General features: G+C 63.3%; 7 protein-coding genes. All 7 read right to left on the reverse strand.

All coding sequences use genetic code 11. From position 1 onward, the window contains the following. Positions 1-151 precede the first annotated feature (151 nt). The 7 genes from rpoC to RPC_RS17395 all read right to left on the reverse strand — a co-directional run bounded on the left by rpoC (position 152) and on the right by RPC_RS17395 (position 14,105). Complete coding sequence (rpoC, locus tag RPC_RS17365) at positions 152-4,357, reverse strand: DNA-directed RNA polymerase subunit beta' (RefSeq protein ID WP_011473884.1); 4,206 nt, start codon at positions 4,355-4,357, stop codon at positions 152-154. A 139-nt stretch (positions 4,358-4,496) separates the two neighbouring features. Further along, positions 4,497-8,618 (reverse strand): DNA-directed RNA polymerase subunit beta, encoded by a 4,122-nt coding sequence (gene rpoB / locus RPC_RS17370; RefSeq protein WP_011473885.1) that lies wholly within the window; start codon positions 8,616-8,618, stop codon positions 4,497-4,499. Between the two features lie 482 nt (positions 8,619-9,100). Next, positions 9,101-9,472 (reverse strand): 50S ribosomal protein L7/L12, encoded by a 372-nt coding sequence (rplL, locus tag RPC_RS17375; RefSeq protein ID WP_011473886.1) that lies wholly within the window; start codon positions 9,470-9,472, stop codon positions 9,101-9,103. Positions 9,473-9,526: 54 nt separating this feature from the next. Beyond that, entirely contained in the window at positions 9,527-10,045 is a 519-nt protein-coding gene (gene rplJ, locus RPC_RS17380; RefSeq protein WP_011473887.1) for a 50S ribosomal protein L10, read from the reverse strand. Between the two features lie 869 nt (positions 10,046-10,914). After that, complete coding sequence (locus RPC_RS17385; RefSeq protein WP_011473889.1) at positions 10,915-11,154, reverse strand: type II toxin-antitoxin system Phd/YefM family antitoxin; 240 nt, start codon at positions 11,152-11,154, stop codon at positions 10,915-10,917. 93 nt (positions 11,155-11,247) lie between these two features. Beyond that, positions 11,248-11,901 (reverse strand): hypothetical protein, encoded by a 654-nt coding sequence (locus RPC_RS17390; protein WP_011473890.1) that lies wholly within the window; start codon positions 11,899-11,901, stop codon positions 11,248-11,250. Beyond that, positions 11,898-14,105 carry a xanthine dehydrogenase family protein molybdopterin-binding subunit gene (locus RPC_RS17395; protein WP_011473891.1) on the reverse strand — a complete coding sequence of 736 codons (2,208 nt, stop codon included), beginning with the start codon at positions 14,103-14,105 and terminating at the stop codon, positions 11,898-11,900. Before RPC_RS17395 ends, RPC_RS17390 begins: the two co-directional genes overlap by 4 nt. Position 14,106 lies beyond the last annotated feature (1 nt).

Genomic DNA, 14,106 nt, shown 5'->3' on the forward strand with positions numbered 1-14,106 from the left:
GAGCCGGCGGTCCGGATCGCGTGAGGTCGACGCTAGCAAAAGCCCTTTTCACCTGAAGGGAAGATGAACAAACGGTAATCCAGCAACAAAAAGCGTCAAAACGCAAAAAAGGCCGGCTTGCGCCGGCCTTTTCGGTCATGTTTTGCTCAATTTAGCTCTGTTCGGGGGTCGGCAGCGCCAGCGGTTCCGGTTCCGGGGCGCTCGGCACGATGGTCGCCTGCTTCTCGCGCTCGTCGAGAATCAGCTTGTCGCGCTTCACCGCCACTTCGCGGATCTTGGCCATCGAGGCGCCGGTGCCCGCCGGGATCAGCCGGCCGACGATGACGTTCTCCTTGAGGCCTTCCAGCGGATCCACCTTGCCGTTGACGGCGGCTTCGGTGAGCACGCGGGTGGTCTCCTGGAACGACGCCGCCGAGAAGAACGAGCGGGTCTGCAGAGAGGCCTTGGTGATGCCGAGCAGCACCGGGGTGCCGGTGGCGATCTTCTTGCCCTCTTCCTTGGCCTTGGCGTTGATCTGGTCGAATTCGATCTTGTCGATCTGCTCGCCCGAAATCATGTCGGTCTCGCCCTGATCGGTGACCTCGACCTTCTGCAGCATCTGGCGAACGATCACCTCGATGTGCTTGTCGTTGATCAACACGCCCTGCAGCCGATAGACCTCCTGGATTTCGTTGACCAGATAGGCAGCGAGTTCCTCGATGCCCTTGATCGCCAGAATGTCGTGCGGCGCCGGATTGCCTTCGACGATGAAATCGCCCTTTTCGACGATGTCGCCGTCCTGCAGATGGATGTGCTTGCCCTTCGGGATCAAGTACTCGCGGGTCTCCTCGGTGGTGTCCACCGGCTCGATCGAAATCCGACGCTTGTTCTTGTAGTCGCGTCCGAACCGGATGGTGCCGGAGATTTCCGCGATGATGGCGGCGTCCTTCGGCTTGCGGGCCTCGAACAGTTCCGCCACCCGCGGCAGACCGCCGGTGATGTCGCGGGTCTTGGCGCTTTCGGTGGAGATACGGGCGAGGATGTCGCCGGTCTTCACCTTGGCGCCGACGTCGACCGACAGAATGGCGTCGACCGACAGCATGTAGCGGGCTTCGCCGCCACGCGCGAGCTTGAGGATCTTGCCGTCCTTGCCCTTGATGACGATCGCCGGACGCAGGTCAGCGCCACCGCGCTGGCTGCGCCAGTCGATCACCACGCGCTTGGCGATGCCGGTGGATTCGTCCAGCGTCTCCGAGATCGACTGGCCTTCGACCAGATCCTCGAAGCCGATGATGCCTTCCACTTCGGTCAGCACCGGGCGGGTGTAGGGATCCCACTCGGCGATGCGCTGGCCGCGCTTCACCATGTCGCCTTCGTCGACGCGCATCCGCGCGCCGTACTGGATGCGATGGGTGGCGCGTTCGGTGCCGTCGGCGTCGGTGACCGCAACGACCATGTTGCGCACCATCGCCACCAGATGGCCCTCGCCGTTCTTGGCGATCGCCTTGTTCTTGATCGTCACCTTGCCGTCGAAGTTCGACTCGATGAACGACTGCTCGTTGATCTGCGCCGCGCCGCCGATGTGGAACGTGCGCATCGTCAGCTGGGTGCCGGGCTCGCCGATCGACTGCGCGGCGATGACGCCGACAGCCTCGCCGTGGTTGACCGGGGTGCCGCGGGCGAGATCGCGCCCGTAGCACTTGCCGCAGATGCCGTTGACCAGTTCGCAGGTCAAAGCCGAGCGGATCTTCACTTCCTGGATGCCGGCCTGCTGCAGCGCGTCGACGTGGCTCTCTTCCATCAGCGTGCCGCGCTTCACCACCACCTTGTTGGTCAACGGATCGCGCAGATCCTCGCCCGCGGTGCGGCCGAGAATCCGCGAGGCCAACGACGCCACCACGGTGCCGGCGTCGATGATGGCGCGCATCTTGATGCCGAGCTTGGTGCCGCAATCGTCCGCGGTGATGATGCAGTCCTGCGCGACGTCGACCAGACGCCGCGTCAGGTAGCCGGAGTTCGCGGTCTTCAACGCGGTGTCGGCCAGACCCTTACGGGCGCCGTGGGTCGAGTTGAAGTATTCGAGAACCGAGAGGCCTTCCTTGAAGTTCGAGATGATCGGCGTCTCGATGATCTCGCCCGACGGCTTGGCCATCAGGCCGCGCATGCCGGCGAGCTGGCGCATCTGGTCCTGCGAACCACGGGCGCCGGAGTTCGACATCATGAAGATCGAGTTGATCTGGGCTTCGCCGCCCTTCGGATTCTTTTTGACGGCGGAGATTTCCGTCATCATGTCTTCCGAGATCTTCTTGGTGCACTTCGACCAGGCGTCGACCACCTTGTTGTACTTTTCGCCGTGGGTGATCAGGCCGTCATTGTACTGCTGCTCGAATTCCTTGGCGAGCGTGCGGGTATCCTCGACGGTCTTCCACTTCGACGCCGGCACCACCATGTCGTCCTTGCCGAACGAAATGCCGGCCTTGAACGCGTTGTAGAAGCCGAGCGCCATGATGCGGTCGCAGAACATCACGGTCTCTTTCTGACCGCAGTGGCGATACACCTGATCGATGACGCCGGAGATTTCCTTCTTGGTCATCAGCTTGTTGATGACGTCGAACGGCATCTTCACCGACTTCGGCAGCACCTGGCCGAGCATGGTGCGTCCGGCCGTGGTCTCGTACCAGCGGCTGACCTGCTTGCCATTCTCGTCGAGGCCTTCCCAGCGATACTTGATCTTGGTGTGCAGGTGGATGACCTTGGCGTGCAGCGCGTGCTCGATCTCGGCGGCCTCGCCGAACAGCTTGCCCTCGCCCGGCAATCCTTCACGCAGGATCGACAGGTAGTACAGGCCGAGCACGATGTCCTGCGACGGCACGATGATCGGCAGACCATTGGCCGGATGCAGGATGTTGTTGGTCGACATCATCAAGACGCGGGCTTCGAGCTGGGCTTCCAGCGACAGCGGCACGTGCACCGCCATCTGGTCGCCGTCGAAGTCGGCGTTGAACGCGGCGCAAACCAGCGGGTGAAGCTGGATCGCCTTGCCCTCGATCAACACCGGCTCGAACGCCTGAATGCCGAGCCGATGCAGCGTCGGCGCGCGGTTCAACAGGATCGGGTGTTCGCGGATCACCTCGTCGAGGATGTCCCAAACCTCGGGACGCTCTTTTTCCACGAGCTTCTTGGCCTGCTTGACCGTGGTCGACAGCCCCTTGGCGTCGAGCCGCGAATAGATGAACGGCTTGAACAGTTCGAGCGCCATCTTCTTCGGCAGGCCGCACTGATGCAGCCGCAGTTCCGGACCCACGGTGATCACCGAACGGCCGGAATAGTCGACGCGCTTGCCGAGCAGGTTCTGCCGGAACCGACCCTGCTTGCCCTTCAGCATGTCGGCGAGCGACTTCAGCGGACGCTTGTTGGCGCCGGTGATGACGCGGCCGCGGCGACCGTTGTCGAACAGTGCGTCGACGGCCTCCTGCAGCATGCGCTTTTCGTTGCGGATGATGATGTCCGGCGCGCGCAGCTCCATCAGCCGCTTCAAGCGGTTGTTACGGTTGATGACGCGGCGATAGAGATCATTCAGATCGGAGGTCGCAAAGCGGCCGCCGTCGAGCGGCACCAAGGGGCGCAGGTCCGGCGGAATCACCGGCACCACGGTCAGGATCATCCATTCCGGCTTGTTGCCGGAGAAGCGGAACGCCTCGACGATCTTCAAGCGCTTGGCGAGCTTCTTGTGCTTGATGTCGGATTCGGTTTCCTGCATCTCGACGCGCAGCGAGGCCTCGAGCTTCTCCAGCTCCAAGCCCTTCAACAGCTCGCGGATCGCTTCGGCGCCGATCATGGCGGTGAAGGAATCCTGGCCGTATTCGTCCTGCGCGCGCAGATACTCTTCTTCGGACAGCAGTTGCCGATCCTTCAGCGCGGTCAGACCCGGCTCGAGGACGACGTAATATTCGAAATACAGAATCCGTTCGAGATCCTTCAGCGTCATGTCGAGCAGAAGCCCGATCCGCGACGGCAAGGATTTCAGGAACCAGATGTGGGCGACCGGGGCGGCGAGCTCGATGTGGCCCATGCGCTCGCGACGGACGCGGGACAACGTCACTTCGACCGAGCACTTCTCGCAGATGATGCCCTTGTACTTCATCCGCTTGTACTTGCCGCACAAGCACTCGTAATCCTTGATCGGCCCGAAAATGCGGGCGCAGAACAGCCCGTCGCGCTCCGGCTTGAAGGTGCGGTAATTGATGGTTTCCGGCTTCTTGATCTCGCCGTAGGACCACGACAGAATCTTTTCCGGCGACGCGATCGAAATGCGGATCTGGTCGAAGACCTGAGCCGGCGTCGTCGGATTAAACAGATTCATAATTTCTTGGTTCATACTATTCTCCTTCGGAGAAGCGAATAGCGAATGGCGATTAGCGAGTAGTTCGCCTCAATCGCCATTCGTCATGATCCGCATTCTGTTCGGTATTCCCTATTCGCTATTCGCTATTCGCCGATGCGCGGCAAGCCGCGCATCACTCGGCCGCCTCGGAGGTCGGCGTCGCCAGCTTGGAATTGTGCAGATCGACGTTGAGGCCGAGCGAGCGCATTTCCTTGACCAGCACGTTGAACGATTCCGGGATGCCGGCTTCGAAGGTGTCGTCGCCGCGCACGATCGCCTCGTACACCTTGGTACGGCCGGCGACGTCGTCCGATTTCACGGTCAGCATTTCCTGGAGCGTGTACGCCGCGCCGTAAGCCTCGAGCGCCCACACTTCCATTTCACCGAACCGCTGTCCGCCGAACTGCGCCTTGCCGCCGAGCGGCTGCTGGGTGACCAGCGAGTACGGGCCGATCGAACGGGCATGGATCTTGTCGTCGACGAGATGGTGCAGCTTGAGCATGTAGATGTACCCAACCGTCACCTTGCGGTCGAAGGTGTCGCCGGTGCGGCCGTCATAGACGGTCGATTGTCCGGAGGCATCGAGACCGGCGAGCTTCAGCATCTCCTCGATATCGGCTTCCTTGGCGCCGTCGAACACCGGAGTGGCGATCGGGACACCAGGCTTCAGATTGCGGGCGAGCTCGAGCAACTCGGCGTCGTTCAGCGACTTGATGGTTTCATCTTCGCCGTAGATCTTCCGCAGCGTCTCGCGCATCGGCTTGAGATCCTGCTTCTGATAGTAGGCGTCGATGGTCTGGCCGATGCGCTTGCCGAGGCCGGCGCAGGCCCAACCGAGATGGGTCTCCAAGATCTGACCGACGTTCATCCGGCTCGGCACGCCGAGCGGGTTGAGCACGATGTCGGCGTGGGTGCCGTCTTCCAGGAACGGCATGTCTTCGATCGGCACGATCTTCGACACCACGCCCTTGTTGCCGTGGCGGCCGGCCATCTTGTCGCCCGGCTGGATCTTGCGCTTCACCGCGACGAAGACCTTGACCATCTTCATCACGCCGGGCGGCAATTCGTCGCCGCGCTGCAGCTTTTCGACCTTGTCGAGGAAGCGCTGTTCAAGGCCCTTCTTCGACTCGTCGTACTGCTTCCGCATGGCTTCGATTTCGGCCATCAGCTTGTCGTTCGGCGAGGCGAACAACCACCACTGCGACTTCGGATACTCCTCGATCACCGCGCGGGTGATCTTGGTGTCCTTCTTGAAGCCCTTGGGGCCGGCGATGCCCTGACGGTTTTCCAGCAGGTCGGCGAGACGGCCGTAAACGTTACGGTCGAGAATAGCCTGTTCGTCGTCGCGGTCCTTGGCGAGCCGTTCGATCTCTTCCCGTTCGATCGCCAGAGCGCGCTCGTCCTTGTCGACGCCGTGCCGGTTGAAGACGCGGACTTCGACGATGGTGCCCTGCACGCCCGGAGGCACGCGCAGCGAGGTGTCGCGGACGTCGGAGGCCTTTTCGCCGAAGATCGCGCGCAACAGCTTTTCTTCCGGCGTCATCGGGCTTTCGCCCTTCGGCGTGATCTTGCCGACCAGGATGTCGCCGGCGCGCACTTCCGCGCCGATGTAGACGATGCCGGCTTCGTCGAGGTTCTTCAGCGCTTCTTCCGAGACGTTCGGAATGTCGCGGGTGATTTCCTCGGGGCCGAGCTTGGTGTCGCGGGCCATGACTTCGAATTCCTCGATGTGGATCGAGGTGAAGACGTCGTCCTTGACGATCCGCTCCGACAGCAGGATCGAGTCTTCGAAGTTGTAGCCATTCCACGGCATGAACGCGACCAGCACGTTGCGGCCGAGCGCCAACTCGCCGAGATCGGTCGACGGACCGTCGGCGATGATGTCGCCCTTCGCCACCATGTCGCCGACCTTCACCAGCGGACGCTGGTTGATGCAGGTCGACTGGTTGGAGCGCTGGTACTTCATCAGCCGGTAGATATCGACGCCGGACTTGGTCGGGTCGAGATCGTCGGTGGCGCGGATAACAATACGGGTGGCGTCGATCTGGTCGATCACGCCGGTGCGGCGTGCGGCGATCGCAGCGCCAGAGTCACGCGCAACCACGCCTTCCATGCCGGTGCCGACGAACGGCGCTTCGGCGCGCACCAACGGCACGGCCTGACGCTGCATGTTGGAGCCCATCAGCGCGCGGTTGGCGTCGTCGTTCTCGAGGAACGGGATCAAGGCCGCGGCGACCGAAACCAGCTGCTTCGGCGACACGTCCATGAAGTCGACCTTGTCGGCCGGGATCAGCACCACGTCGCGGGTGCCGCCGTCGCGGCAGACGATCAGGTCTTCGACGAAGCGGCCCTTGGGATCGAGCTGCACGTTGGCCTGCGCCACCGAGTAGCGGCCCTCTTCCATCGCCGACAGATACACCACCTCGTCGGTGACGCGGCCGTCCTTGCAGCGGCGATAGGGCGTCTCGACGAAGCCGTATTTGTTGACGCGGGCGAAGGTCGCCAGCGAGTTGATCAGGCCGATGTTCGGACCTTCCGGCGTCTCGATCGGGCAGATCCGGCCGTAATGCGTCGGATGCACGTCGCGGACTTCGAAGCCGGCGCGCTCGCGGGTCAGACCGCCCGGGCCGAGCGCCGAGAGGCGGCGCTTGTGGGTGATTTCCGACAGCGGGTTGGTCTGGTCCATGAACTGCGACAGCTGCGAGGAGCCGAAGAATTCGCGCACCGCGGCGGCCGCCGGCTTGGCGTTGATCAGGTCCTGCGGCATCACGGTGTCGATATCGACACTGGACATCCGCTCCTTGATCGCGCGCTCCATGCGCAGCAGGCCGATGCGGTACTGGTTCTCCATCAATTCGCCGACCGAGCGCACCCGGCGGTTGCCGAGATGGTCGATGTCGTCGATTTCGCCGCGGCCGTCGCGCAGACCCACCAGGGTCTTGATGACGGCGAGGATGTCTTCCTTGCGCAGCGTGCGATGGGTGTCGGGCGCATCCAGCTCGAGGCGCATGTTCATCTTGACGCGGCCGACCGCGGACAGGTCGTAGCGCTCACTGTCGAAGAACAGCGACTGGAACATGTTCTGCGCCGAATCGATGGTCGGCGGCTCGCCCGGACGCATCACCCGGTAGATGTCGAACAGCGCGTCTTCACGCGTCATGTTCTTGTCGGCGGCCAGCGTGTTGCGGATGTAGGCGCCGATGTTGACGTGGTCGATGTCGAGCAGCGGCAGTTCCTTGTAGCCCTGCTCGTTCAGGCCCTTCAGCGACTTCTCGGTGATTTCCTCGCCGGCCTCGGCGTAGATTTCGCCGGTCTTCGGGTTGACCAGGTCTTCGGCGAGATAGTTGCCGACCAATTCCTCATCGCTCAGACGCAGTGCCTTGAGGCCCTTTTCCTGCAGCTGGCGGGCGGCGCGCACGGTCAGCTTCTTGCCGGCCTCAAGCACCACCTTGCCGGTGTCGGCGTCGATCAGGTCGTTGATGGTCGAATAACCGCGGAAGCGGTTGGAATCGAACGGAACGCGCCAGCCTTCCTTGATCTTCTTGTACTGGATCTTCTTGTAGAACGTGCTGAGGATCTCCTCGCCGTCGAGACCCAGCGCGAACATCAGCGAAGTCACCGGAATCTTGCGGCGACGATCGATGCGCGCGAACACGATGTCCTTGGCGTCGAACTCGATGTCGAGCCAGGAGCCGCGATACGGAATCACGCGGGCGGCGAACAGCAGCTTGCCCGACGAATGGGTCTTGCCCTTGTCGTGGTCGAAGAACACGCCCGGCGAACGGTGCATCTGCGAGACGATGACGCGCTCGGTGCCGTTGACGACGAAGGTGCCGTTCATGGTCATGAGCGGGATATCGCCCATGTAGACGTCCTGCTCCTTGATGTCCTTGACCGAGCGGGCGCCGGTTTCTTCGTCGATATCGAACACGATGAGGCGCAGCGTCACCTTCAGCGGCGCAGCATAGGTCATGCCGCGCTGGCGGCACTCGTCGACATCGTATTTCGGCGGTTCGAATTCGTAGCGGACGAATTCCAACATCGAGGTATTGGAGAAATCCGAGATCGGAAACACCGAACGGAAGACCGCCTGCAGGCCCTCGTCCAGCCGCCCGCCGACTGGTTCGTCGACCATCAGGAATTGGTCATAAGATGCCTTCTGAACCTCGATGAGGTTCGGCATTTCGGCGACTTCCCGAATGTGACCGAAGAACTTGCGAACCCGTTTGCGACCGGTGAACGTCTGCTGCGCCATCGTGGCCTCTCATTTCGTCGCCCGCCGGGGCGATGCTTCCGAAGCGCGATTGGCATCGCCCCCGGGTTGAATACCGAACGGTCTCGGGCGTCCCGCACACGCCAGGAAACAAATCCCGAGCACGCGCATTGGATTCCGAGAACGCAAAACGACGTGCGGAGCACCTAACTGCACCCGCCCGTCCAACCATCTCGTTACGGACCGAAAAAGCCCGAAATTGCAAATCTCCCAACGGCTTGCGCCAGACCACGTCGTCCAGGCGGCAAACCGTGCTTTCGTGCTGCCGTTCCGATATGGGACGGCGAATATGGAGATTCGAGGGGCGAACCCCAACAATCCCCACACAATCTTGTGTTCCAATGGAACAATGTGTTCCTGTTCCGATGGAACACCGCGACGGCCGAGCGGGCCCGACCGTCACAATGTTGAACGCGGGCGCCGGGCCGCGCGAGGCGACCCGGCAGCGCCGACCCAAGCAATGCTTACTTGAGTTCGACCTTGGCGCCGGCCTTTTCGAGCTGGGCCTTGATCTTGTCGGCTTCGTCCTTGTTGACGCCTTCCTTGACCGGCTTCGGCGCGCCTTCGACCAGGTCCTTGGCTTCCTTGAGGCCGAGGCCGGTGATCGCGCGCACTTCCTTGATCACTTCGATCTTCTTCTCGCCGGCGGCGGCGAGAACGACAGTGAACTCGGTCTTCTCTTCAGCGGGGGCGGCGGCGGCAGCGGCCGGGCCGGCAACCGCGACGGCGGCAGCGGCGGACACGCCCCACTTTTCTTCGAGCAGCTTGGCGAGCTCGGCGGCTTCGAGAACGGTGAGGCTCGAGAGGTCGTCAACAATCTTCTGTAAGTCAGCCATTGATCTGTTTCCTTAAGCGTATCAGTTCGAACCAGGGTTGATGTGCGAAGGGCGTCAGGCCGCTTCGCTCTTTGAGGCATAGGCCTGAACGACGCGCGCGAGCTTGGCCGCGGGCGCGGTCGAGAGCTGAGCGATCTTGGTTGCCGGGGCGACCAACAGGCCGACCAGCTTCCCGCGCAGTTCATCGAGCGACGGCAGCGCGGCGAGAGCCTTGACGCTGTCGACATTCAGGACGGTGGTACCCATCGAGCCGCCGAGGATGACGAACTTTTCGTTCGCCTTGGCGAATTCGACGGCCACCTTCGGCGCCGCCACCGGATCGTCGGAAGTGGCGATCACGGTCGGCCCCTTCAGCAGGGAGCCGATGGCAACGACGTCTGTGCCTTCAAGAGCAATTTTGGCGAGCCGGTTCTTCGAGACCTTCACCGAGGCGCCAGCGAGCTTCATCTGCGTACGCAGCTTCTGCATCTGGGCAACGGTGAGGCCGGAATAGTGAGCCACGACCGCAACGCTGGTGGTCTTGAACAGACCGTTCAGCGATTCGACCGCCTCTTTTTTTGCCGCTTTTTCCACAGCAAGCTCTCTCCGGTTGGCGACCTTTGCCGAAAGGCAGGGCCGCCGGGTTGCACCCATCGTCCTGCCCGAACCTGACCTCAAGACACACGGTCTAAAGACACGTCGGGCACGACGAGTTTTGAAAAGCCTGCCCTCCCGAAACGCCGCCGGCTGAGCCGGCAAAGCCTCGGGGTGTCGAGGTTCGAACCTGATCCGTTGCCCGCGACGCGAGGCCGCGCTGGCGAAATCCGGTCTTCACCCGTCTATGCAGGCAGTGAATTAAGCCCTTGAAGAAACACGAGGTTTCGACGCGGGCGCCTGCAGTCTCGGACAGGATCGGGATCTATTTGGCCCCTCATGCTGGCGAACCAGCACGATGGACTTGAGACCCCTGCCCGCATTCTCCAAAGCGTCGGGTTTCCTTTCCTTCGAGATCCCTGCGGATGTCTTGAAGGAATGGTCTCCACTCGTTTCGGGTTTTCAGAATGCGCGCACAGACGTGCCAGCTACGGCCAGCACGTCCGGAGAGCAGTTCTTAACGAGTCTGAACGGGCTTGCCAAGGAGTTTTTGGTTCCCGGCACCTTTTATGCAAGAGCAAAGCCGGGGCCAAGGGGAGCCAAGGGGGCCAAGGCAGTCGACAAGGCTACACCGACACCGACATCCTCAGCGGCAACAGGTCCGGCCACATCGTCACCCAGGCGATGGCGGTGTCGATCAACAAGGCGTTCTGAACGCCCAACGCCGTCATTCCGGGGCGCGCGCAGCGCAAGCTGCGAGCGAACCCGGAATCTGCCGCGCGTGTCGCACGCCGCCGCGCGGCGCAAGATTCCGGGTTCGCTCGTTCTGCGAACTCGCGCCCCGGAATGACAAAGCCGGAATTTCTGGATTACCCGTAGAGAAAATCCTGACTACGCGCAGCACTCGGTCGGGCCGTGGCCTTGGCCGCCCCAGCGGCGCGCACGGCTTCCAGCAGCGCGCGCCGGGATGTTGCGTCTTGCGCCGCCTTGACGGGCACAAGCCGCACGGCGGCATGGCCATTCTGCGTCAGGATGACCTCATCTCCTGCCTCGGCGCGCCGAACCAGTTCTGTTAGTTGCTCCTTCGCTTCCGTCAAGGAAACCTGCATCGCTGACGTCCTCACCTGGAGGATAAATCTGGACCGCTTTGTGGTCCAAATCAACCGGCAGCATCTTCAGCTCGTGCACCGCCAACGCGCCCCTCACCCCTTCGGGCACGCGGCGCCCGCATCGGCCCAGGCCTTGATCAGCTCGCCGAACTGCTTTTGCGTGCCGGGCGCCGGCGTGCGCCCTGCCCCCGGATTCCAGCCCCAGCCGACCAATTCGTCGTCGGCCATGTGATGCACCAAGGCCGCCATGGTCTTGTCGCCGTTGCGAGCGCGGTCCTTGATCTGCACGCAGATCTGCGAGAGCGACTTGCCCTGCCAGGCCATCTCGATCGGGGCCACCGCCCATTTCGGATTGCCCGGCACGCCGGCGGCATCGAAATTGGCCTCGTGGTGACAGGTCGCACAGGCGGTGCCGCCGACTTCGCCGGTGCCATGCGGGCCGCGCACCACCAGCGGCTGATGCGGCAGCATACGGTCGCTCTGGGTCGGCCGCTCGCCGGCCGGATGGCAGTTCATGCAGCGCGGCGAACTAATCACCTTGCCGGCCTCCTGAAACAGCGCCGCGGCGCGCTGCTCCTTGTTCTTGATGCCGGCGAATGCCTTGACCGGCTGCAGCAGCGCCGGATTGGTCGCGGGGTTGTTGGCCGCATCCGCCACACCGTCAAACGACGGCGCCACCAGCGCCAGCACCACAGCCGCTAAACCGCCGGCACCGAGCGCCAGCAGCGATTGACGCAGCCGGCTCATGCGGTGGCTCCCGGCACGATCGGCAATTGCCGCGGCCGCGGCAGTCCCAGTTTCGCCATCGCATTCGCCACTGCCGGTCCGAGCGGCGGCACGCCGGGCTCGCCGACCCCGGTCGGCTTTTCGCCGGAGTTGACGATCACCACTTCGACTTCGGGCATCTCGTTGATGCGCAGCGAGCGATATTTGTCGAAATTGCCGGCCACCGGCGCGCCCGCCTCGATGGTCTGCTCGGCATAGAGGATGTGGCCGAGCGCAAAGCCGATGCCGCCCTCCATCTGGGCGCGGATGATGTCCGGATTGACCGCGACGCCGCAATCCACCGCGCACCACACCTTGTGCAGCTTCGGCCCCTCCGCGGTCATCGACAGCTCGACCACCTGCGCCACGAAAGTGTTGAAGCTCTCGACCACCGCGACGCCGCGGGCGCGTCCGGCTTCAATCTTGGCGCCCTTCCAGTTCGCCAATTCGGCGACCGCCTTCAGCACGCCAGCATGCCGCGGCTTCCGATCGCCCATCAGCGCCAGCCGGCCGTCGACCGGGTCCTGCCCGGCGACCTCCAGCAACTCGTCGATAAAAGCTTCGACCGCGTAGCCGGTGTGGGTGTGGCCGACCGAGCGCCACCACAGCACCGGGACGCCGACATCGACCTGATGCAGATCGCAGCGGAAATTCGCCACCTCGTAGGGGATCTCGTTGGAGCCCTCATAGGTGGTGGAATCCATGCCGTCCTTGAAGGTCATCGCCTCGAACGGCGTGCCCTTCATGATCGACTGCCCGACGATGGTGTCGGTCCAGCCCTCGATCTTGCCGTCGCGCACCACGCCGCGCATCCGATGCACGCCGAACGGCCGGTAATAACCGCCGCGCATGTCGTCCTCGCGGGTCCACACCAGTTTCAGCGGCTTGCCCGGCCCGATCGCCTTGGCGACTTCGGCGAGTTCAATCGCGGCGTGCACGGTCTGCTGCGCGCGGCGGCCGAAGCTGCCGCCGGCCAGCAGCACTTCCAGCTTCACCTTGTCGACGCCGATCCCTAGGACCTGCGCAATGGCGCCGTGATCGGGGGTGGGAAACTGGCAGCCGTAGCGCGCCAGCGCGGTGTCGCCGTCCCATTTGATGAAGCCGTTGAGCGGCTCCATCGCCGCATGCGCCAGATAGGGAAACACATATTCCGCTTCGATCAGCCGGCCGCCCTTGGCGAATTCGGCGTCGACGTCGCCGTGCTGCTTCACGGTCTTGCCCGGCGTCTTCGCCAGCGCGCGAAACTGCGACAGAATCTCGGGCGTGCCGCGCTGCTCCGCCTTGCTGTCGTCCCAGACGATCTTCAACGCGTCGCGACCAGTCTTCGCCGGCCAAAAACCCTTGGCATAGACCGCGACGCCGGTCGGCACCTGTTTGACGTCGACCACGCCGGCGATCTGCTTGGCGGCGCCGGCATCGAACGAACTCACCACGCCACCGAATTTCGGCGAGCGCGCGATCAGCACGGTGAGCATGTCGGGCTCGTCGAGGTCGAGCGTGAAGATCGCCGAGCCGTTCGATTTCGCGGCACTGTCGAGCCGCTGCACCGCGCCCTCTTTGCCGATCAGCTTGAAGTCGGCCGGATCCTTCAACTTCGGATCGCCCGGCACCGGCCGCTGCATCGCTTCAGTTGCGAATTCGCCGAACCGGCCCTGCTTGCCGGACGCGTGCTTGATCACGCCGTTCTCGACGCTGATCTCGGAAGCCTCGACCCGCCAGCGCTCGGCCGCCGTGGCGACCAACATCTGCCGCGCGGCGGCGCCGACCTTGCGCATCTGCTCGAAGGAATTGGCGATCGCGCTGGAGCCGCCGGTGCCCTGCACGCCGAACAACAGATTTTTGTACAGCGCCGGATTGGACGGCGCGTGCGCGGCGCGCATCTGCGACCAGTCGGCGTCGAGTTCTTCGGCGACCAGCGTGGCAAAGCCGGTGAACGGCCCCTGGCCGAATTCGATCGCCTTGCACAGCACCGTCACGGTGTCATCCGGCGCGATGATCAAAAAGGTGTTCGGCACGATGTTGACGCTTTGCGGCGCCGGCCGGTTCTGCGCGAACGACGGCGTGCGGCCGGCGATATAGACGCCGATCGCCAGGCCAGCGCCGGCCTGCAGCAGCGCGCGGCGCGACAGCGTGGGAGCGGATTTGGCCTGCGTGGTCCGGTCGTGGATGGCGCGGTCATGGATCATG

This window comes from Rhodopseudomonas palustris BisB18, assembly GCF_000013745.1.
GTDB classification, from domain to species: Bacteria; Pseudomonadota; Alphaproteobacteria; order Rhizobiales; family Xanthobacteraceae; genus Rhodopseudomonas_A; species Rhodopseudomonas_A palustris_F.